We start from the raw sequence: 18,371 nt of genomic DNA, 5'->3' as shown, positions 1-18,371 counted from the left end.
AGGCACTAGTCGAACCACTCCAGTTTGCCGCTCGAAAGCGTGATGACGAACTTGTCGTCAGGGCTTTTAATGACGCCGGCCGTCACGGTCCCTATGTTGGCGATGGCGAGCTTGATTTCGCCGTCCTCAATGACGACAGGTAGGAAGTCGTTGGTGCCGTCCGTGAATACGAACTGCCCTGCGACGAACAGCATCCGGGCGAACGGCTGCAACGGATCGCCGCCGGTAAACCCGACTTCCGTAACTGTCCCCGCCTCGACCCAGGCATCATCGACCGTGGCTCGCACCATGTCGGTAAGCCGGGCCACGACATCACCGGCGCCGGCTGTTACCTCGATCTTGCGCAGGCCATCTGCCGAGACATTGCCCACCGCTGCCTGCACCGCATCTAGAATAGATGCCTGCGCCGTGATGCGTGCGTCCGACACGTCCACCCACGCCGTCCCGTCCCACCGATACAGCCGGCTGTTGTCATTGGTATCGACCCACAGGTCGCCGACATTGCTGGCCGTGGGGGGGGCATCCTGCGCGAAAGTCAGCAGCCCCTTGGCGCCGGCATCCTCCCATGTGCTCGAGGTTGCGTTCCAAACCCTGACTTTGTTGCCGTCGTCGGTATCGATCCAGATATCGCCGTCAGCCAGATCGCCTGTCGGAGCCGTTGCCTGCCGGTAGACCCGCGTCTTGGCCTCGATGCTCGCTGTCATCTCCCGCATAGCAATAGCGGTCGCATCCTGGAACCGGCGCGCCACCGTATGCACGTCGATACTCGCCCCTGTCGCATCCGCAGACCCGGCGGCGATCATTTCCAGGCGGGCGCGGAGGTCGTCGTGGTCGGCGCGCAGTTGCTGGAGCGTGGCGTAAACGTCCTGGCCGACGCCCGACAGATACGCCGTGACGTCGGTTTGCCGGATATCATCGGTCGTAACCGGCAGCCAGTCCGACCAAAGCACATCCTCACCGGAGTCGCGGATATATCGCCCGCGAACACCATAGGTAGTCAGGCCGACAATGCCCTGCGACACGACCATCGAGCCGGCTTCCGGCTGGTCGGTTCGACCGCCGGTCACATGGCTCAGATCGGATGCAAGGCGCACCTCATATTCAACGCCGTCGATGCCATCCAGCCTCCCGTCGCTGTTGTCCCAAGTCAGGCGGATGGCCGCCCGCGTCGGGGCGCCGTTGTCATCCTTCAATGCCCACTTTTCAGCAAACCAGTCGACGATCGGCTGCGGCGCAGGACGCATCGGCCCAACGGTGCCGTCAACCGGCACCTCAAAATCCGTGTTCGTGTCCCAATCGAAGTCGGAAGGATCCACCTCCGTGATGTCAATCATGACATCGAGGTTGGCCTTGTCCGATACGCCGTCGACGCGGAACAGCTTGGCGTCATACCCATTGCGAGCTGAAGTCCACGCCAGGATTGCGCCCGGCACGGCATAGGACCAGAACTGAGGTGGCAGGACCAACGTGTGCCTACGCGCCCTTTGGCCTTCCTCCAGCGCAGACTTCATGAGCCGCTGCACCTGCTCGGCGTAGGGAACGAAATCCAGCGGCACATCCGCCATCAGACGGCGATTGCCGTGCAGCGCCTCAAGGTCCGTGCGATAAAGAGGCGGGGCGGTCTTTGCCGCCCATCCATCTTCCGGCGACGGGTAGTTTGCCGAAATGCCGTTGATCGTATCGGCCAGCCCAAAGAACGGCGTGAAAGACTGCTCTTCGGTCGACAGAATGTCGTCGTCAGTAAAGCTTGCTACTGGCGCGTCCGGAGCGCCAACAAACATCGTGTAGACGCCGCCAACTTCCGCAATGCGCCCTTGGCAGGCGGTATTGATGGCCTCAAGCGCGGACGCCAGAGGAGCATCGATCTGGATTTCGCCGGCCGAGCGATAGGTCGGCTCATTGCCCGACGCGCCAGCGATGGGCGCGCGGCACTTGTTGATCGCCGCAATCCAATTATCAGCGGGCAGCCGTGCCGCCGCGATATTTTGCAGGCCGTAGAACCACTGGCCGTTGAAAGTCAGACCATGCAGAAGATTGTAAGCTTGCACCGCCGGCAAATCGTCACCGTCACCGCCCCACGTGGACGGATCACTCAGCCGATGCGTGCCACTGCCGCCTGCCGTGCTATCTTTGGTGATGTCGTAAAGCGGGATGCCCGACACTACGAACTTGAAGTTCGGGATGCTGGAAAACATCTTCTTCGACACACGCGCCGTGACGATGGCGTAAGCAACGCCGCGCCCAACGCGGTTCGCACTCCAGCTGCGTTGCGCATTCGACGCGGTGGCGGAGAGGAAGCTATCCGCAGCGGTTTGCGCGCCGTCGTAGAAGCGCACCCACAGACTGTCGCTACTGCCCTTCTTGTACTCAGTGACCGGGTAGCCGCGCCCATCTGCATGCGGGCGCTCGTAATCGATGGTGCATTTCTCGCCGTTGACCCACAATTCGTCGAGCGACTTAACCGGCAAATCGGAAATAGCGATGACCTGAGTCAGGTAGCCGTTTGGCGTGTCGCCGTCCTTGCCCCAAGTATTGACCCAAACGAGCGACCCCGCCGTGGCGGTGCGCCCAAGAATAAACGACCGCGGCAGGTCGCCGCCGGATTGCAGCGTGCCGTTGATCGAGAACGTCGGGGCCTTCGGCTTGCCCGCGATCGCCTGCGCAAGCAGATTCAGGCCAATGCCCACGGCGGTCTTGAGCGCAAAGGCACCTATGCCGCCTGCCGCAAGGGCAGTCCCGATGAAGCCGGACACAGCCGTGGCGACAGCGCCGATCGCACCAGCGATAGCGGTAAAAAGAGCCATGATGTTCCTTGTGGCGGGCGGCGCTCTAGCGGTTAGGCGAGCGCCTTGAGAAAGTGTGTTTCGGCTGGCGCATAACCGCGCCGTTCGTAGATGCGGGACACATCGTTGGTGGCCAGACTGGCCATGCCGACCGTCACGCAATCTTGTTCACGCGCCCACGCCTCATAGGCGTCGAGCATCTGGATGGCAGAGCGCCCGCGCGCATCCGGCGCGATATACCAAACGGATTCTTTGGCCCATTTGCCTGCGCCAAATGGATGGTCGAAGGCCAGCGCCATCAGGACGCCACGAGCCGGATCGCCGCAGACAAGCACAAGGCCGGACGCCATGTGCCGCTGGAACAAGGCGTCGGCGTGCGGAGCGCTGAACGGAAACGTGAAGCGGGCTGCCTCGTGGCTTTCCTTCAACAGGCGAATGATGGCCAGGCGGTCGTCGGGAGTGGCGCGGCGGACGTCATTGCTGCCGGCCATGTCAGAAGATTCCGAGAAATTTCTTGCGCTTCGGCTGCGACGGCACCTTGCCCTTCTTGCTGCCCCAAAAGACTTCCCAGTCCGCCACCGTGCTCGAGTCTGCAAAGAATCCGTCGTTGGCCAGACGGAGCTTTTGCGTCGCGTCCGACCGCGTGTCAGGGTTAGAGCGCGTCATTTCCTGCGTATGCGATACGCAGGACAGCGTGACGCCGCCTTCCTCGTTTTCCGAAGGCGTATTGATCTCGATGATGTCGATAAAGCCGACAAACCGGCATTCTGCCGGCGCTACCATCTGCCTTGTCGTGGGATCGAAAAGCCCGCGGTAAATCTCGACGCGGCCCTGCTTGGCATCGTACTCTCGCACGAGCTGCGCGATGCGATCGTCTATCTGACTAAGCTTGATGCCAACGTTCTGGACGGTCAGATTTGCAACCAGCGGAATATCGCTGATCGAAACCAGCGTACCGGAGCCGTACCAATCCCGCGTGTCAGCCAGACCGGTGTCAGGGTTGACGACCTGCGCCGTGATATTGCCGACATCGGACCAGAGACCTTCCGTTACCGAGGCGCCGGTATCGCGACGGCGCACAACCAGCCATAGGAAGTCGCGCGCAACCAATTGGCGCGCCTGTAGAGCCGCCAGATTAGCAGCCGATAGGTTTCTCATGGTGTACCTTGGATTGCACTATACGGGCGGCTGTGTGGCGCCAGTGGCCTACCGCGCCTCGATGGCCTGAAAACTAACCGTGCCACGCCCCGTCGCGGCGTCCGCCTGGCTGCTTACCGATCCCGGCACTACGGCCATCGTGCAGGACGGCCTGCTTATCGATACCGCAGCACCTTCGCCAACGCCGGGCCAAAGATGCGGCCTGATTTCAAATTCATTGGTCGGGTCGCCGGTAGCCGCTTCCATCACACGGTGCAGGTCTTTCGTACCGATCTGGAGCATGTCGCCCACCGATAGCGTGATACCGGTGAGTCCCGAAGCGCGCACCGCCTTGCGGTTGGCATTGACGGTCGAAAGCGCCCCAGCCGGCAGGCTTACCGCGCCAGGATGCTTCACGGGCCTGCATCGGCTCAGGCTGTACCCCTTGAACGTCTGCAGGCCGTTCTCCATCGCGTCCAGCCGCGCGCGCCATTCGTCCAGTTCATTCGGACTAAGGCTGCGCGACTGGTAAGTGGCCTGCCAAAGCGGGCTTCCAAGATCCTTCACGATAGTGCGGCCGTTCGCCTGGCGGCTTTGCTCCTGCCGCCACAGCAGGCTGAAATCAGTGCACCAGCCGGGCCATGCGGCAAGCAGGTCGACGGGGTAGGTAATGGACATTGACAAGCACCGATGCCCGGCGCGAAGCTGGCGGCGGGTTTATTGGGAGGGGAAGATGACGGAGAAAACGCGCGTCGAAGAATGGCAGGGAATCCGCATCCGACGTACAGATGCCGGGTGGGATTTCTGCATGGCAAAGAAAGACGGAGCGATCATTAGCAAGGGAGCGAATAAGGCATCAACATTCGATGACGCCGTAACAGCAGCCAAGAAACAATTTGACGTTTCCTAGCCCTCGCGAACCCGCATCAGCCAATCCGGCTCCGGAACCGCTTCGGCACGCTGCTTTTCCAGCCAGTATCTGCCAAGGAGTTTCAATATCCAGTCGACGCGCCCAATCACCTTGCCGTCGACGACAACCAGCGGATTGCCGTCCTCGTCGTGGTTGACGCCAACAAACCAATCCAACTGTTCATAATCGGCCTTGGTAAACACCTTGTCACGCAACAGGGTCATTGGCTTTCTCCTTTGGCTGTGGTTGTATTCCCGTCCCGGTGGAGGGAAAAATGAAAGATCATGTATTCAAGGAAGGCGACCGAATCGTTCTTCACTGCGAATCCGGCAAGTGGCGTTCCGAAGTCATTCCCGGTAAGGGGCGGCGCAATCGCGCCTAGCGCTGTAGCGTCGTTCGCGAGTCCGGAGGAAGCCCTAGCCGCGCTCCGTAAAGTGGCAAGCGGGGTCATCCGTTAGCTAAAACTTCACGTTCGACTTGTTCGCCTGCCGCACGGATTGCGTCACAATCGACGGCAACTGCGCCTTCAACTTGTCTAGTTGCTGCTGCGTTCGCGTTACCGCCTCGACGCTTGCGCCGCGGTTGTCGATGACGGGATTGAAGTGGACGACGACGGATGAGCCGGCGCCGGAGGCTTGAATGGCGGGCATGGTCGGTGCCTGAATCTGCACCGGAACCTTGCCACCGGTCGGAAGCGGGATGACAGCTTCCTGGCCGTGAACGATACCTATGGGTTCGCCGCGCCGTCCACCGGTATTGGCCGTGCCCGAGGCGAAGCCTGCATTGGCCGACGCCCAAGAACCTCCTGACGAACCACCACCGAACAACAAACTTCCGATGGCACCCCACGGACTAAGATTGCCGCTCCCCATGCCGAAAAGCTGGTCAAGGCCGCTGCTTATCAAGCGGGACGCGAGCTGCTTCAGTGCGTCCGCGAGTGCTTCCGTCGCTGATTTGCCTTCCAAGAGGCCATCGACCAATGTACCTGCGAAATCCCGAGCGGCCTGTTGAGCTTCCTCTGCCGCCTGACGGATTTTGTCTTGCTGCTCTGCGAATTTTGCGGCTTCGGCGGTTGCAACAGCATACTGCTCCGCGGCGGCCTCGATTTGCTTTCGCAGTTCCGGCGTAATCTCTTTGCCGGCCTTTTGTGCGGCGTTCATCAACTCTTGCTGAACACGCGCCTTCTCCAGGGCGTATCCATAATCGTTGACCAGCGGATTGATCTTCCGCTGCGCCTCCGTCTCGGCAACTATTTCCGCGGTTCTGTCTGACACGCGTCGCATCGCGCTCTCAAACGGGTCGGCTCTCTTCCTTTTCCCACTGCCGTCGCTATCGACCGCAGGCCCACCGCGGCCGTATCCGGACGGCTTTGACGTCAGTATTTTATCAACGCGGCCAAGCTGCTCTTCAAGCTTGTCTACTGCAACTCCAGTCGCAGTAACGCGCTTGTCAGCCTCGTCCAAAGCGTAATCGAACGGGGCGAATCGTCCGCCGCCCGTGATAGCGGCAAAGGCATCCTTTCGACCTAGTGCGGTTTCAAAATCTGCCTGCGCCAAGGCAGCCGAACTTTTTGCCGCCTCCAGTTGGGTGGCAATCAGTTTGCGTAGCGCATCGACCTGAGCATATGTCGCATCGGTCGCATTCGTGATCGCGGCTTCATTGGAGCGCATGGCGCGCTCAAATGATTTGGTCGAACCTTCTGCGCTATCCGATGCGCGATACAGGAGGAAGATCGCTGCCGCAGCCGCGCCAGCCAAAAGCCCGATAGGCCCGAGCGCAGCAGTAAAACCGGTGGCCGCCAGCGTCCCCGCACGTAAAGCCGTGAGAAACGCGCCGAGCGCGACGACCGCGTTCCCCAAGCCGGCCACCATGCCAAGGAGCGCACGTCCGGTCAGGGCCGCAATGACAACGGTCGCAAACTGGACAACGACGTCCGCCACACCTTTGAAGTTGTCTGCCAGGAACTGAAGCGCTTCGACCAACTGCTTGCTGGCACCAGTCGCTTCATTCGCATTGCCTATATAGGCGGTGAACTCATTTCTTACACGGGTTATGGCGTCCGCTATGGTGGAGTTGGTTTGCGCGAAGGCGGCGCCCACTTCTTTTTGAGCGCCCAATATTGCTTTTAGGATGCGCGAAGAAACAAGTTCCCCCTCTGCGCCAAGCTTTTTTAGCCCGGCGACCGTGGTGCTAAACTCCTTGGCGATCGCCTGTGCTAAAATGGGCGCGTTCTCGCGAATGGATCGAAGCTCGTCACCCTGAAGCAAGCCGGAACCGAGCGCCTGGGACAACTGCATAATGCCGTTGACCTGTTCACTAGTGGACGCCCCGCCCGCCTTGAACGCTTCATTCACCACCTTAACGGCGGTAGCAATCTCTTCCTCTGATTTCGCAACACCAGACGCCGAACGAATAAGTTTCGCATAAAGGTCGGCCGTTTCGGCAAAACCGGAGCGAGTCTCATTCGCAAGGTCTTTGATGCCGTTCAGTGAACGCGTCGTGACGCCCGCAATCTGCCCCGCGGCGCGAATTTTGTTGCCGGCTTCAGTCCAAGTATCGGCGTACCTGGCAATTTCTCGCGTACCGAGCGCCGCGCCAAGGCCAGAAATCGGCGCGATTAGGTTGCGCGCCGCGCTCTTTCCGATCGCGCCAAGCCGCGAGTCTAATAGGCGAGCGCGGCGCTCAATCGCATTGAATTGGCGGTTACTGACACCCTGCGCGCGGGCCATGCCGCGCTCGAATGCCTTGAAGTCAGCCGATAACTGGACTACCAGTTTTTCAAGATCAGTAGCCAAGCCGGTATTCCTAGATGAAAGCAGTTGCAATCATTGCCGCGTCACTCGCCACGCTAACCGCCGCACACGCCGATGAGCGCTTGGACAGCAGGGTTGAACTTATGAAGTTGGCCTACGTGTGCGACGGAGCTGGCGGCATTACATATAAAACAGCTCGCGACTCCGCCCTGCGAGCCGAGCAAATGGCCACGGTGGGCGCGCCAGATAAGATTGTGCTAGGCGTAGATCGTGGGCTGCGCGATGGGACGATAAAGTCGCAAGTAGATAAAGCGAAGTGCGCCGATCTCATCGGCCAAATGACGTTTGAAATGAAGGCAAAGGGGTTCTAGCCAAACGTCTCGCACGGCCACACTCCGCCCGGGTTAAACGGCAGCTTGGGCTCGCGGGCCACGATCTCGGCCCCGGCATTCATCCATTCCCAAATATCGTCTTTTTCTGCATCTGACAGTTGGTTCTTCGTGCCGGCCTGCTTTTTGGCAAACCCTTCGACGGCAGCAGTAAACTGCCACACGCTCATGTCGTTCACTTCCTGCGGGGAATAGCCGAGTATCTGTCCATAACTATAAATCGCGCCGAAGCGTATCTTCCCGTTCGGAAGATCGTCTATTTGCTCCCCGGCTCCGGCGCGACCGCTTCCCCCACCTTATCATCCGGCGCACCCATGCAAGCCGCATAGAGCACAGCTTGTGCGATAGGAACATTCTCGACAGGCGGGCGATCTTCAACGTAGGCACGAACAAGAGACAGCGCTCTCGAAGGTTCAGCCCCGCCACCGATCAACCCGAGGCGGATGACATTTGCAATGTCGGTTGTAAACCAAGTTCCGTCCATAAGTCGCTGAAGGACAACGTATGGGCCGCACCCCGTTTTCTCCTGCAACTCGGCCAATTGCCCCCACGCAAGGCGGAAGGTGTAATCACCATCCGCCCACGCCAGTTCTATCTTGGCGTCACGGCTCATTACGCACTGACTCGCGTCATTTCACCGTCAGACTGCATGGAAACATTCAGCGTCACACGCTGTCCGTTAGGGGCGCCGACTTCCAGAGACTCGACATGCATTTTGCCGGTCCACGTGTGTGTCTTGGCGGGGAATACGATCTCGATCTTGACGCTCACAGAGTCAACGCTCTCCCATGCCTCCATCCACGTCTCGACGGCATCGGCCGCCATAACGCCCTCGCCACTAACCGACATGGAAAGCGAGGTGGCATCGCGACCAAGCCAATCTACGGAATCTGGATCGGCGCAGTCGGGAATCTGAAAATCGTTAAGCGCCTTGGTGAACGTGATGGATCGCGAGGTGAACCCGCAGGGTGCAGTGAACACTTCCGGCGAGGCGCCGTCGCCCAATTTAACGGAAACCTTGCCGCCTTTAATAGTAACAGGAGCCGCCATGCGACCTTCCTTTCAAAGAAAAGGCCGCTAGTGCGGCCGGTAGTTGATTACAAAAGCCGCCATGCGGCTTTTCTTGTTGGGCGCCTACGCCTCTTCGACGACGCCGGTAAAGCGCACCGACGCATGGCGCGTGGTGCCATCCGTGAGGTAATCGGTGCGCCAATGGTCAAGCGTCACCAGGGCATTGTTCGTGAGTGTTATGTCAGCCCGGAGCGCCTTGCGCACAGCCCCGGCCATTGCGCGGACTTCGTCCCGTGTAGTTTTCGTGGACCAGCAATCGATCTGAACCATGAACTCGCCGCCGCGGATGCAGTCGGCATACTCTTCGTCGTAACTCGTCGGGCCGAGGCTTATGTACGGCTCAACATTGGATGACTGAACAGCATCAAAAACCTTGTTCGTACCAATCAGAGCCTTGACCGATGCGTCATTGCGGATGCGGGCTAGAATGTTGCCCTCAATGTCAAACAACGGCTCCATAAATCAGCCCCCAGCCGCTACTTGCCTGGCGGCCTTATTGAGGGCGCGCCGTATAGAGGACTTCGCTTTCTTCCGATTGGCGCGCCATGACACGTAGAAGTACGGATTCGCCTGCATGTTCTTTGTGCCGAACTCCTGCCATCGGGCGTAATAAGCCTCGTGGCTACCGGCAAAAATAGTGATCGTAAGATCGCCTCCAAGGCTGGCCTTCGCAACAGCGACGACAGAACTGCCCTTTGGTGCCTTGCCCCACGTCCAGCCAATGCTGTCGCGCAGCGTCCCCTTGTCAACCGGCACCAGCGACTTCATCATGCTGACAATCTCGTCAGCCTGACTGGCCATCGCAGTTTTAATCGCTTCTTTGGCGACGATTGGCATCCTGCTAAGCTTTTTCTGCAGTCGCGCCAGCCCGATAATGGTTGCACCGCGCGCCATCAAGACGCCTCCGATTCAATGCACAGCATTTCCAGCCATGCGCCGTTCTCCAGAGGATCCACGACGGTTTTTATGTTGAACACCCGCGGGCTTGCCCCGTTAGCGTCCGTAGCCGTGCGCGCGTCCACAACCCGCCAGTCGGTGCGGATCGCCCTTGCGGCAGCGCAACTCCTAATGGTCAGGTTGTATGGTTGCCGCGCCGCCAGGCGGGCAGCGGCAACGTCCTCCACAGATAAACGGGAACCAAACAGTGGCTGCAATCGCGCCGCGCACGTGTATTGGTCCACCCAATCGCCGCCACCAGGAATCACGGAGCCGTCGAACGGGTCGATCGCATCGCCGCGGCGCTGGAATGTGACCCTGGACCGTAACTGGCCGGCTGCGGGGCGTTTAGCCGCCATTGCCTTCGGTCATGTCCGCCTCCTCTACCAGTTCCGCTACAGGCTCCGCATCCTTGCTCGCCTTGCGCATACGCACCGCCTTGCCGGCGGCGACAGCAGCGTCCGCAATGTCGTGCGGTACGTTGCCGACCCAGCCGGCTTTATACGCGATCGTGAACGCAGGAGCGCGGTGATCGTGGTCAGCGGTGAAGCGGAGCCAGGTCATGCGTAATACCTATGATTGCAAAGCAGCGCGTCGAGCGTCGTCCAGCTTTCTTGCGCTCCGACGCTTCTGTTTTCATAGGCATCGTCGAGCCAAAGAAGCATCGCGTGTTTTACGGAAGACGGGCAGGCCAGCGCGGAAAGTTTGTAAGCCACCGTGATAACTGATCCGGCCTGAATATCTGGCCACGCCTGCCCGGCACGCAACACTACCGAGTCTCCTTGCAACTCATAAACGTCATCGCCGAGCGTTTGCGTTTCGCCGGCCGTGTCGACGTAGGAAATCGCCGAGACTGAATTCGCGCCTACAACCGGCAACTCGGTCATATCGGCCCACGCAGTTGCCTCCGCCTGCACCGTCACAGCAGCGAACTTCGCCGCGCAGTAGTGTTCAACGTGGTCGCGGGCGGCCGCAATCAGGTGGCTGAAGTAGTCGTTGTCGTCATCAAAATCGATACGGCACTGATGCTTAGTCTCATCAAGCGTAACCGGCTCATCAGCCGGCGCTACGGTCTCTGTCGGTGTCTGCCACATTCTTGCCGCCCCGCTTGCCGCGCTTCTCCAATACCGGCGCTACAACGGCGCGCTCAATTTTGCGCTCGGCGGCCGGCACCGCATACCCCGCATCGACAAGGCGCGCAGCCTCGGCCTGCGGGAAGTCAAACTCTTCACCCGGCCCAAGCGTGTAGGCCGGGCCGGATAGCCCGACCAACATCTTAACCAGCATTAGCCAGCGCTCACCGTAATGGTGCCGGCACTATTCCACAGCGCGCCCGCGACATGCGGATCGGTTGTCGGCAAGATGATAACGCCGCCTGCCTGGATGGTAATCTTGCCACCCGAAGCGACAACCATTTCGTCGCCGCCAGGCTTTCGGTAGACCTTGGTGTTCTGATCGGCCATGTTCGTCTCCTATGGCGAAGGCGGGCGGGCCGAAGCCCGCCCTAGGAAAATCACGGCTGCAGCAGGTGCTTGACAGCGGCGGTGTCGCCGAGTTCGCCGTCCAGATAAATCAGGCCGGCAATACCAAGGTCAGGCCAGTAGGATTCGCGCTTCACGCCAATCATCGGGGAGCCGACCTTGCGGACGAAGTACTTGCCGAAGTCGCCAAACAGGATCGACTTCTTACCCGAGGCGATAGCGTCCATCGCCTGGTTGACGCTGTAGCGATAGCCAAGGATCGAGGAAGGAACGCCGTTCTGCACATCGCCATGCGTCCAGATGTACGAGCCGTTTCCGTCCTTCAGCTTGCGCAGAGCGGCCAGCGTCAGATCATTGAACATGAACCGAACCTTCGGGGACTGGCGATAGGCCGGGTCAACCGAGTGCACCAAGTCGATGATCTCGTCATAGGTGACGGCAGCCGCAGCAGCCGCGTCCTTGCCCTTGGTTGAGGCCGTAACGATGCCGTTCGGATCGCCAGTGCCGTCACCAGTGGTAAGCTGAAGGTTAGCAATGCGCCCAAGTCGCTCGCCAAGCAGCGAACCAAGCAGGCTCTCCATGTTGAAGATGGAATCGCGCGCCAGTTCCAGCGAGAACTTCACCCACTCGGTGTCGTAGCCATACGACTCAAGCGACTTCTGACCGAAGGTGACGTCCTTGCCGCCATCGTCCGTCATCGCCGTGCCTTCAGTGTGCTGGACGGCGGTAACGGCCGTATCGTCAACGGTCGGGATCTTGATGGTTACGCCGGTCGACGTCGAGATGACGGTGCAAACGTCCTCGTCATACATCGGACCCCAGGCCTTCATCGACTTGATGATCTGGTTGGAAAGCTCAACCGGAACCGTGTAGCCGCCGGCCGTGGTCGACGTGCCCTGCGTCGAAACCTGCACACGCTTTTCGGCGTCAAGGCGCACACCTTCGCGAAGCACTTCGCGTTCCTCTCCGGTAAGCTCGTCAAGCGACGCGCCGCGGGACAGGTACTTGTAGAATACCTCGCGGTACTCCGGCTTTTCGCCGGCAGCCTGTCCTTCCTGGCGCGTGTCGCTACCGGTCGGGCGCTGCTTCTTGCGCTCCTCCTCAGCCGCGGCCGCGATACGAGCCTCGGCGTCCGCAATGCGCTGTTCGCGTTCGATCAGTTTTTCAACCTTGTCGAACTCGGCCATGATGTCGTCATGGCGCTTTTCCAGTTCGGCGGAACGCGCTTCGTCGGTGTTCTTGGTGATTTCGCCAAGCGCCTCACGCGCCTGCGCCACAAGCGACTGGCGCTTGTCGTTAAGCTCTTTCAAGCTCATGTGTATACCTCATGGGAAATGGCCGCGCGCCGCAATTGCGGTCGAAACGGCATTGGGGATCAAATGGCGGCAGGGCCGCCCTCCGGCTGAGCCGGGTGGCTACGGGGTGGCGTCCTGCCGGATTCCCCGAATCTTTTGCTCGGTCATGGCCTTGCGCTCGGCAATGCGGCGCTTGGCTGCCAAGTCATTCTCTTTCTTGCGCTTCGCTTCGTCGCGTGATTTATCCGCCTCCGCGCGCGCGGCTTCCAACGAGCGAACGCCAAGCGAAGTGTCGTCGTAGGCCGGAAATGCCACGGCGCTTACCTCGTACAACTCGACCTCGTGGATGGTACGATGCGGCAAGTCGCCGGTTTCGTCCCACTCGTCGTGCGTGACGCGAAAGCCGAAGGACATTCCCGAAATGTCTTTCCGCTCGACCAACGTCCACAGATCGCGACCATCGGCCGTGTCTGGCACATCAATCTCAACCTGTAGGCCGCGGCCATCCACGGCCAGCCTGAGCGTGCCAGACGCGGTGCGTCCGATAACGCGCCCCGTGTCGTGGTCGATCAGCGCGCGAACGTCACCTTTGACCGCCTTGTCAAAAGCGGTGGGCGCAATGCGCTCAATGAAGTAATCGCCGATCGTCGTGTCGCTATTGAACACAGCGGCATAGCCCACCAGCGTCCGCTTATCGCCCTCGGCGCGCGTTTCTACGCCAAGGCCGCCGCCGCGTTTTTCCATATCAGTCATGCGGCTTTCGCCTCGTCGTTTTCATCATTGTTGTCGTTGCCGGCCTCCGGTACGCCCGTGTTCGGCTCGGGTTGCTTGCCGAGCGCTACAGTGGCGCCCTGCACCAGCAATTCATCGGCATCCGGGTTATCGTGCCGCGGTCTGTTCTCCAGCGCACGAGCCTCGTTGGGCGTCATCTGTGCAGTCTGAATAGCGCGGGCGATACCGTCAATACGGCTCTTGAAGTCGCCACGCATCAACCCGTCGAGATTGTGTTCGACGTAGCGCGTGCCGCGTCCACGCCCGAACAGTTTCAGGTTCATTTCCCCCTCAAGCGCCTTCGCCCACTGGCCGATCAGGTGCTTGACGAGATGTAGATCCTGCTGCTCTGCGTTGCTGAACGTCGCACGGGACAGGTCTTGCAAGAACACCGGCGGCAACTGAAACGCGCGCGCGATTTCCTCAACCTGGTAACGCCTCGCCTCAACCATCTGCCCCTTGGCTGGATCAAAGCCGACTGGCTTCAACTCATGCCCTGCGGGGATCGGGACTATGGGCTTGTCTTCCTTGCGAGCCGCGTCTACGGCTCGATAGATTTCAGCTGTAGCGCGCTTCAGCGCCGCATCGCCCTGAGGCAGCGGCCCAACTAATGCCAGGGGAGGAACACCGCCGCCAGCAAAAAAGTTGCTGCCGTAGTCGTTCATCGCAAGGGCGAGCTGGATGGCCTTCGACGCCATCACTATTGGCCCATAATGCTTCAGGCCATCAGCCTTCAGCATGTAGGGAACGTCGATTACATCAGCGGCCGGGTATTTCTTCCCGTCGTAGACGTATTCGACCCTGCCGCCGACGCGCTGTATCGACGTTTTGGCTGGGTCCATCGGCCACAGCGCATCAATGCCCTGCGGCGTCCGCTCAATCCACGCCAGCCCTCGGCCGCCGGTAAACACCTGCTGCCAGAACCACTGCCTGAACTTGAACGAATCCATACCGTCGTTCGGCGCGTCGTGGATCACTGTCGCCAGCTTGCCCTTCACGCGCTCGGCACCCTTATCGCTGTCACGATAGACATGCAGCGGCAGCGCAGCCATGGTGCGGGACAGAAACGCCACCGCCGCCATAACCGCAGGCACCGTAAGCGCCGTGTCGATCGTGACGTGAGGCAGCTTGACGCCGTTAACGCCGAAAAACGCCAGAAAGTTCTCATCCGAAACCGGAATCGTCTGGTAATCCGTCGTTTCTGCGCGTTTTTCACCGGCCGCGTGGCCGCTATCCGCCTTCGGGCGGGCAAATGGCCACATCAGAAGGCCCCTAATTGAGAGAGTGAAAAGTCAGGATCGTCCCAGGGGGAGGCCTTAGAAACGGGAGCCGCCGCCCCGTCGATTGCCGCGCCCACGGCCATGCAAAGCGCCACGGCCGGATCGATGCGCCTGTGCGACGTTTCCTTGACCAGATATTTGTTTCCCAGGGCGTCAGGCTTGCTGAACGTCGCCGCCATCAAAGCAGTCATAAGCACCGGATTGGACCGCAAGCGTATTCGCTTATCGATGATAAGCATCTCGACTTCGCGGATGCTCCCCGGCATCCATAAGCCGCCCGGCTCTGGCAATCCTTCAGCTTTGGCCTGCTCTACAAGCGCCTCGTCAGGCTTGTTACGCCGCAACCCGCCCTGCGGATGGTCGCGGTGTACAAGCTCGAGACCAAGCGCCCCGCACGCCTCCATGAACTCTTTGTAGGCGTACTGGTCATAGGCGACCGCCTTGATGTCGAACCGCTTGTCAGACTGCGCAACGCTATAGGCTACGTAATCGTACCGGATGCGCTCACCGGGAATCGCCTGTATGTACCCGTCTTTCACCCACTGGACGTACGGGGCCTTATCGCGCTCGGCGCGCTCCTTAAGCGTGTCCGCCGGCGTAAAGCTTTCCACCCAGGCATCAAATGTCGGCGCCAGAAACTTGGAACCGTCCGGGCGCTCCATCTCGCGATGGCCCGTTGGCGTCACGTACGCAACGCAGGTCAAGTCCTGGTGACGCGACAGGTCGATGCCAAGGAACACAGGACTTCCATCCGCAGGCAAGTCAAAGTCCGCCATTACGGATTCGACTGTCTTGCGCGGCATCCACGAAGAATGCGCGTCGGTCCAGACGCAAAAATACAGACGCAAGATACCAGGCGCGTCGGACGGGAAGTTCTTCGCGAACGCAACCTGGGACGCGACGTACTCCTTGCTGACCGTGACGCCCATAAGCGGGTTCGTCTTTATCCAGCAGGAGTCGTCCTCAAACGGGTCATCGTCCTTATCGAGCGCGCACACATACGAGAACAGCTCATCGCTACCCGGCCACGTCTCGCCGACATACTCGTAAACCTCGTCAGGCGTTTGTGTGCCAGCCGCCACGTTGCACGCCATTTCGTGCTCGCGCCAGCAAACCGAAAGCCTGTCGCTTCCGCTATTCGTAATCATCATAAGCAGCGGTTGGCGGCGAAACTTAAAGCCGGCCTCCAGCATGCGCATGATTTCCGGGCCGGGGTGCTCATGCACCTCGTCGCAAAGCGCGAAGTGCGGTCGCAAGCCTGAACCTGTCTTGCCCGCCTCCTTCGACATAGGACGAAAGAACGACGCCGATTTCAGGTGTGCCAGATTATACTCGCGCTCGAAGCCGCCACTCGGCTTGACCTTTTTCGACAAGTCCGGCGATTGCCGCATCATCTTCACGGCGTCACGGAACAGGATCGAAGCCTGGTCTTTCGTTGCGGCAGCCGCATAAATCTGTGCGCCCGGCTCGTTGTCATAAACCAGGCCATACAGGCCGATCCCGCCGACTAACGGGCTTTTCCCGCAACCCTTACCTGCCTCGATGTATGCGCGCCGAAAACGCCGCGTTCCGTCTGCACGCTTCCAACCGAAAATAGAGCCCAGAATGAACTCCTGCATCGGTTGCAGGATAAATGGTTGGTTGTCGAATTGCCCCTCAGATAGCCGAAGCTTCCGCTCGAAGAAATTGAACACGCGCCGCGCGGCGGCATCGTCCCACCGGATTCCGCGCGATGCGCCCCTCTCCAAGTCGTCGAAGTGGCGTCGGCAAGCATTACGTACATGCGGCCCGGCTACGATATCGCCATCGAGAACGCGCTGGGCGTATGCGCTAACGCGCGCCAAGGCGCTACCAGTCGCCTCAGTCGTCGAGGTCGTCTTCGTCTTCTTCGTCATCGTTGGGCAACGTCACCTTGGTCGCGTCGGCCGGCGTCGCGCCCATCTGGCCCAAACACTGGCGAAGCAAGTTCAGGGCCTGCACGCCCACCTCCTGGCCGGTCATGAGCCGGCCGCGAATGTTTGAAGCGATCTCAAGAAAACTGCGATGCGTTTCGTTCAACCACGGGATTTCGGCGGTGAACGTCAGCCATGCCGTGCGCGCCTTCGACAGATCGTTATCGACAAGCCAGTCAGGAGGAGCGCCGATCGGCGCATCAACCTTGGGCTCAATGCGATTTTTGAAGCGTTGTGGGTTTTTGGTGTCAGATGCCTGCACAGCCGCTTTGGCGCGAGGCGTTCTCGACCTCGCCATGGCTCAACTCCTAAAATTTGGGGTCATATTTTGAATTGTGGTTTTGTGCGCTTTGGGGGAGCGCCGGTCCTAGGGAGGCGAGGTCGGAGACTCTCGACCCACCCCTACAGGGGCCAGCCGTCCGCACCGAACGTCACCACTGTTTGACCTAAGTCCTCACGCTGCCCTCTTGAAGCGTGACATGCTTTACACGTCGAAAGGAATGGGCCGTTCCAGAACTTGTCGGCGTCGCCCTTATGGCCACCATCGGCGTGGTGCACCTCGGTGGCCGGCTCGACTATCTCGCGCTCCAGGCACCACTCGCAAAGCGGGTCCTGCGATAGCTTAGCCTCTCGTAGCCTCGCCCACCGGGCAGTCTTATAAAGCTTTCGGTAGGCCGCAGCCTCAGTGCTGCGCCGGTCGGGCTTGGACATATGCACCTGCAATAACGCTGCCCGCCAGTTGCACCAGCAACCAACGGGCAGGACCGCCGGACATAGCGGGCGGTGGATTGGTAGCCCAGCCACTAGGCGCCTATGCAAGGCGTTGTTGGCTGGGCGGGGTGGTTATAAGATGGCCGCGCCGTCCTGCGCCAAGCGCACGTTACGGCAGGTTTACGCTACCTACATGTTAGTGGTGGCGTCCATGTTATGGTAGCAAGGCGGCACCCATACGGTGTACCGTTTGGCTATCCGGGCTTATACGCTAACAGCCGGTCCTTGCGACGGCAGCGACTACACGCCGCGATTGGTAGCGGCGGGGAGCGTTACTGCTGCACGTCCTCCGACGCCGCATCTGACACTACAACCCGCCGCGATGCGCCCCGAAGGGCGAAGGCCCGTGGCCGCATGCCGAAGCAGAGACGGTGCCCACGGTTAGTTGGTAACGACGCGCCGGACGCCATAGGCCGGACTACGCACAGGTTGCGATCCTGTGCCGGATAGCGCGTCGTATGCCTTCGCCGTTGCGCCGATAGCCACCGGCACCGCATTAGCGGGTAGCGTCCAATGGCGTACACAACGGCGAGCAACTGCCAGAAGGTAGCGCAACAAGTATTGCGAGGTCCGGGCCTGTGTTTCCCGGCGCTATGGGTTTCCCGCGTGGGTTTCCGCCTGCCAGCGCACGTCGCCGCTTTCGCGCCTCGCAATTCAGCTACAAAGATGGCAACCCATGCGCGGTATGTCGGGCCTCGGCCGCCAATCTACTGGCTGTACCCCATCGCCAGACACGTCACCGGCTGGCAGGCATCTTTGTATAAAGCGGTGGCGCCGGCATCACTCGCCGAACTTATCAGCCACCAAAAGTTTCGCCCGGCGCTAGGTGGCCGAGCGTGGGA

At 60.2% G+C, this 18,371-nt stretch carries 24 protein-coding genes; 3 read left to right on the top strand and 21 right to left on the bottom strand.

The annotated features are described in order from the left end of the window. Positions 1–5 precede the first annotated feature (5 nt). The 4 genes from ACFOHJ_RS11750 to ACFOHJ_RS11735 are packed head-to-tail and all read right to left on the bottom strand — an operon-like array spanning position 6 to position 4,598. The gene (locus tag ACFOHJ_RS11750) at positions 6–2,804 is read right to left on the bottom strand and encodes a phage tail protein (protein ID WP_378220689.1); all 2,799 of its coding nucleotides are present in this window, start codon (positions 2,802–2,804) and stop codon (positions 6–8) included. Positions 2,805–2,836: 32 nt separating this feature from the next. Continuing rightward, entirely contained in the window at positions 2,837–3,274 is a 438-nt protein-coding gene (locus tag ACFOHJ_RS11745) for a GNAT family N-acetyltransferase (RefSeq protein ID WP_378220688.1), read from the bottom strand. Position 3,275: 1 nt separating this feature from the next. Next, complete coding sequence (locus tag ACFOHJ_RS11740; RefSeq protein WP_378220687.1) at positions 3,276–3,941, bottom strand: hypothetical protein; 666 nt, start codon at positions 3,939–3,941, stop codon at positions 3,276–3,278. 48 nt (positions 3,942–3,989) lie between these two features. Further along, positions 3,990–4,598 (bottom strand): hypothetical protein, encoded by a 609-nt coding sequence (locus ACFOHJ_RS11735; RefSeq protein ID WP_378220686.1) that lies wholly within the window; start codon positions 4,596–4,598, stop codon positions 3,990–3,992. 55 nt (positions 4,599–4,653) lie between these two features. Here ACFOHJ_RS11735 and ACFOHJ_RS11730 point away from each other — a divergent pair, with 55 nt between their 5' ends. Next, complete coding sequence (locus ACFOHJ_RS11730; RefSeq protein ID WP_378220685.1) at positions 4,654–4,830, top strand: hypothetical protein; 177 nt, start codon at positions 4,654–4,656, stop codon at positions 4,828–4,830. On the opposite strand, the gene ACFOHJ_RS11725 is transcribed toward ACFOHJ_RS11730, so the two are convergent. Next, a complete protein-coding gene (locus tag ACFOHJ_RS11725; RefSeq protein ID WP_378220684.1) occupies positions 4,827–5,054 on the bottom strand; it encodes a hypothetical protein in 228 nt (75 codons plus the stop codon). The two genes, ACFOHJ_RS11730 and ACFOHJ_RS11725, sit on opposite strands and share 4 nt — an antisense overlap. A gap of 234 nt (positions 5,055–5,288) precedes the next feature. After that, positions 5,289–7,625 (bottom strand): tape measure protein, encoded by a 2,337-nt coding sequence (locus ACFOHJ_RS11720; protein ID WP_378220683.1) that lies wholly within the window; start codon positions 7,623–7,625, stop codon positions 5,289–5,291. 14 nt (positions 7,626–7,639) lie between these two features. Here ACFOHJ_RS11720 and ACFOHJ_RS11715 point away from each other — a divergent pair, with 14 nt between their 5' ends. Next, a complete protein-coding gene (locus ACFOHJ_RS11715) occupies positions 7,640–7,954 on the top strand; it encodes a hypothetical protein (protein WP_378220682.1) in 315 nt (104 codons plus the stop codon). Here ACFOHJ_RS11715 and ACFOHJ_RS11710 read toward each other — a convergent pair. The 11 genes from ACFOHJ_RS11710 to ACFOHJ_RS11660 all read right to left on the bottom strand — a co-directional run bounded on the left by ACFOHJ_RS11710 (position 7,951) and on the right by ACFOHJ_RS11660 (position 12,737). Beyond that, complete coding sequence (locus ACFOHJ_RS11710) at positions 7,951–8,142, bottom strand: hypothetical protein (protein ID WP_378220681.1); 192 nt, start codon at positions 8,140–8,142, stop codon at positions 7,951–7,953. The genes ACFOHJ_RS11715 and ACFOHJ_RS11710 overlap by 4 nt on opposite strands. Positions 8,143–8,228: 86 nt before the next feature. Beyond that, positions 8,229–8,585, bottom strand: a complete 357-nt coding sequence (locus ACFOHJ_RS11705; RefSeq protein WP_378220680.1) for a gene transfer agent family protein — start codon at positions 8,583–8,585, stop codon at positions 8,229–8,231. Further along, complete coding sequence (locus ACFOHJ_RS11700; protein WP_378220679.1) at positions 8,585–9,022, bottom strand: phage tail tube protein; 438 nt, start codon at positions 9,020–9,022, stop codon at positions 8,585–8,587. Before ACFOHJ_RS11700 ends, ACFOHJ_RS11705 begins: the two co-directional genes overlap by 1 nt. An 84-nt stretch (positions 9,023–9,106) precedes the next feature. Then, positions 9,107–9,493, bottom strand: coding sequence for a DUF3168 domain-containing protein (locus tag ACFOHJ_RS11695; protein WP_378220678.1), 387 nt, complete (start codon positions 9,491–9,493; stop codon positions 9,107–9,109). A gap of 12 nt (positions 9,494–9,505) precedes the next feature. Further along, the gene (locus ACFOHJ_RS11690) at positions 9,506–9,937 is read right to left on the bottom strand and encodes an HK97-gp10 family putative phage morphogenesis protein (RefSeq protein WP_378220677.1); all 432 of its coding nucleotides are present in this window, start codon (positions 9,935–9,937) and stop codon (positions 9,506–9,508) included. Then, entirely contained in the window at positions 9,937–10,338 is a 402-nt protein-coding gene (locus ACFOHJ_RS11685; RefSeq protein WP_378220676.1) for a head-tail adaptor protein, read from the bottom strand. The genes ACFOHJ_RS11690 and ACFOHJ_RS11685 overlap by 1 nt, the downstream gene beginning before the upstream one ends. Next, positions 10,328–10,543 carry a hypothetical protein gene (locus tag ACFOHJ_RS11680; RefSeq protein WP_378220675.1) on the bottom strand — a complete coding sequence of 72 codons (216 nt, stop codon included), beginning with the start codon at positions 10,541–10,543 and terminating at the stop codon, positions 10,328–10,330. Before ACFOHJ_RS11680 ends, ACFOHJ_RS11685 begins: the two co-directional genes overlap by 11 nt. Next, on the bottom strand, positions 10,540–11,073 hold the full coding sequence (locus ACFOHJ_RS11675) for a head-tail connector protein (protein ID WP_378220674.1): 534 nt from the start codon (positions 11,071–11,073) through the stop codon (positions 10,540–10,542). The genes ACFOHJ_RS11680 and ACFOHJ_RS11675 overlap by 4 nt, the downstream gene beginning before the upstream one ends. Further along, positions 11,036–11,266, bottom strand: coding sequence for a hypothetical protein (locus ACFOHJ_RS11670; RefSeq protein ID WP_378220673.1), 231 nt, complete (start codon positions 11,264–11,266; stop codon positions 11,036–11,038). Before ACFOHJ_RS11670 ends, ACFOHJ_RS11675 begins: the two co-directional genes overlap by 38 nt. Continuing rightward, positions 11,266–11,442, bottom strand: a complete 177-nt coding sequence (locus ACFOHJ_RS11665; protein ID WP_378220672.1) for a hypothetical protein — start codon at positions 11,440–11,442, stop codon at positions 11,266–11,268. Before ACFOHJ_RS11665 ends, ACFOHJ_RS11670 begins: the two co-directional genes overlap by 1 nt. A gap of 50 nt (positions 11,443–11,492) precedes the next feature. Next, positions 11,493–12,737 (bottom strand): phage major capsid protein, encoded by a 1,245-nt coding sequence (locus tag ACFOHJ_RS11660; RefSeq protein WP_378221544.1) that lies wholly within the window; start codon positions 12,735–12,737, stop codon positions 11,493–11,495. Between ACFOHJ_RS11660 and ACFOHJ_RS11655 the strand changes: the two genes are divergently transcribed. Further along, positions 12,657–12,866, top strand: a complete 210-nt coding sequence (locus ACFOHJ_RS11655) for a hypothetical protein (protein ID WP_378221591.1) — start codon at positions 12,657–12,659, stop codon at positions 12,864–12,866. The two genes, ACFOHJ_RS11660 and ACFOHJ_RS11655, sit on opposite strands and share 81 nt — an antisense overlap. A gap of 9 nt (positions 12,867–12,875) precedes the next feature. On the opposite strand, the gene ACFOHJ_RS11650 is transcribed toward ACFOHJ_RS11655, so the two are convergent. Genes ACFOHJ_RS11650 through ACFOHJ_RS11635 form a run of 4 tightly spaced genes read right to left on the bottom strand, consistent with a single transcriptional unit; the run spans position 12,876 to position 17,056 of the window. Further along, positions 12,876–13,508, bottom strand: a complete 633-nt coding sequence (locus ACFOHJ_RS11650) for an HK97 family phage prohead protease (protein ID WP_378220671.1) — start codon at positions 13,506–13,508, stop codon at positions 12,876–12,878. Continuing rightward, positions 13,505–14,788, bottom strand: coding sequence for a phage portal protein (locus ACFOHJ_RS11645; protein WP_378220670.1), 1,284 nt, complete (start codon positions 14,786–14,788; stop codon positions 13,505–13,507). Before ACFOHJ_RS11645 ends, ACFOHJ_RS11650 begins: the two co-directional genes overlap by 4 nt. Beyond that, positions 14,788–16,701: a terminase large subunit gene (locus ACFOHJ_RS11640; protein ID WP_378220669.1), complete on the bottom strand. Its 1,914-nt coding sequence runs from the start codon at positions 16,699–16,701 to the stop codon at positions 14,788–14,790. The genes ACFOHJ_RS11645 and ACFOHJ_RS11640 overlap by 1 nt, the downstream gene beginning before the upstream one ends. Further along, complete coding sequence (locus tag ACFOHJ_RS11635) at positions 16,667–17,056, bottom strand: hypothetical protein (protein ID WP_378220668.1); 390 nt, start codon at positions 17,054–17,056, stop codon at positions 16,667–16,669. The genes ACFOHJ_RS11640 and ACFOHJ_RS11635 overlap by 35 nt, the downstream gene beginning before the upstream one ends. Between the last annotated feature and the right edge of the window lie 1,315 nt (positions 17,057–18,371).

This window comes from Aquamicrobium soli, from assembly GCF_042646345.1.
GTDB classification, from domain to species: Bacteria; Pseudomonadota; Alphaproteobacteria; order Rhizobiales; family Rhizobiaceae; genus Mesorhizobium; species Mesorhizobium soli_A.
The sequence above is the reverse complement of the archived record's forward strand: the minus strand, read 5'-3'. Positions and strand labels throughout refer to the sequence as shown.

What these genes read in the sequence shown, in the direction of transcription:
- ACFOHJ_RS11750 (WP_378220689.1), bottom strand. Translation starts at nt 2,804, where the DNA reads ATGGCTCTTTTTACCGCTATCGCTGGTGCGATCGGCGCTGTCGCCACG.
- ACFOHJ_RS11745 (WP_378220688.1), bottom strand. Translation starts at nt 3,274, where the DNA reads ATGGCCGGCAGCAATGACGTCCGCCGCGCCACTCCCGACGACCGCCTG.
- ACFOHJ_RS11740 (WP_378220687.1), bottom strand. Translation starts at nt 3,941, where the DNA reads ATGAGAAACCTATCGGCTGCTAATCTGGCGGCTCTACAGGCGCGCCAA.
- ACFOHJ_RS11735 (WP_378220686.1), bottom strand. Translation starts at nt 4,598, where the DNA reads ATGTCCATTACCTACCCCGTCGACCTGCTTGCCGCATGGCCCGGCTGG.
- ACFOHJ_RS11730 (WP_378220685.1), top strand. Translation starts at nt 4,654, where the DNA reads ATGACGGAGAAAACGCGCGTCGAAGAATGGCAGGGAATCCGCATCCGA.
- ACFOHJ_RS11725 (WP_378220684.1), bottom strand. Translation starts at nt 5,054, where the DNA reads ATGACCCTGTTGCGTGACAAGGTGTTTACCAAGGCCGATTATGAACAG.
- ACFOHJ_RS11715 (WP_378220682.1), top strand. Translation starts at nt 7,640, where the DNA reads ATGAAAGCAGTTGCAATCATTGCCGCGTCACTCGCCACGCTAACCGCC.
- ACFOHJ_RS11710 (WP_378220681.1), bottom strand. Translation starts at nt 8,142, where the DNA reads ATGAGCGTGTGGCAGTTTACTGCTGCCGTCGAAGGGTTTGCCAAAAAG.
- ACFOHJ_RS11705 (WP_378220680.1), bottom strand. Translation starts at nt 8,585, where the DNA reads ATGAGCCGTGACGCCAAGATAGAACTGGCGTGGGCGGATGGTGATTAC.
- ACFOHJ_RS11700 (WP_378220679.1), bottom strand. Translation starts at nt 9,022, where the DNA reads ATGGCGGCTCCTGTTACTATTAAAGGCGGCAAGGTTTCCGTTAAATTG.
- ACFOHJ_RS11690 (WP_378220677.1), bottom strand. Translation starts at nt 9,937, where the DNA reads ATGGCGCGCGGTGCAACCATTATCGGGCTGGCGCGACTGCAGAAAAAG.
- ACFOHJ_RS11685 (WP_378220676.1), bottom strand. Translation starts at nt 10,338, where the DNA reads ATGGCGGCTAAACGCCCCGCAGCCGGCCAGTTACGGTCCAGGGTCACA.
- ACFOHJ_RS11680 (WP_378220675.1), bottom strand. Translation starts at nt 10,543, where the DNA reads ATGACCTGGCTCCGCTTCACCGCTGACCACGATCACCGCGCTCCTGCG.
- ACFOHJ_RS11675 (WP_378220674.1), bottom strand. Translation starts at nt 11,073, where the DNA reads ATGTGGCAGACACCGACAGAGACCGTAGCGCCGGCTGATGAGCCGGTT.
- ACFOHJ_RS11670 (WP_378220673.1), bottom strand. Translation starts at nt 11,266, where the DNA reads ATGCTGGTTAAGATGTTGGTCGGGCTATCCGGCCCGGCCTACACGCTT.
- ACFOHJ_RS11665 (WP_378220672.1), bottom strand. Translation starts at nt 11,442, where the DNA reads ATGGCCGATCAGAACACCAAGGTCTACCGAAAGCCTGGCGGCGACGAA.
- ACFOHJ_RS11655 (WP_378221591.1), top strand. Translation starts at nt 12,657, where the DNA reads ATGGCGCTTTTCCAGTTCGGCGGAACGCGCTTCGTCGGTGTTCTTGGT.
- ACFOHJ_RS11650 (WP_378220671.1), bottom strand. Translation starts at nt 13,508, where the DNA reads ATGACTGATATGGAAAAACGCGGCGGCGGCCTTGGCGTAGAAACGCGC.
- ACFOHJ_RS11645 (WP_378220670.1), bottom strand. Translation starts at nt 14,788, where the DNA reads ATGTGGCCATTTGCCCGCCCGAAGGCGGATAGCGGCCACGCGGCCGGT.
- ACFOHJ_RS11640 (WP_378220669.1), bottom strand. Translation starts at nt 16,701, where the DNA reads ATGACGAAGAAGACGAAGACGACCTCGACGACTGAGGCGACTGGTAGC.
- ACFOHJ_RS11635 (WP_378220668.1), bottom strand. Translation starts at nt 17,056, where the DNA reads ATGGCGAGGTCGAGAACGCCTCGCGCCAAAGCGGCTGTGCAGGCATCT.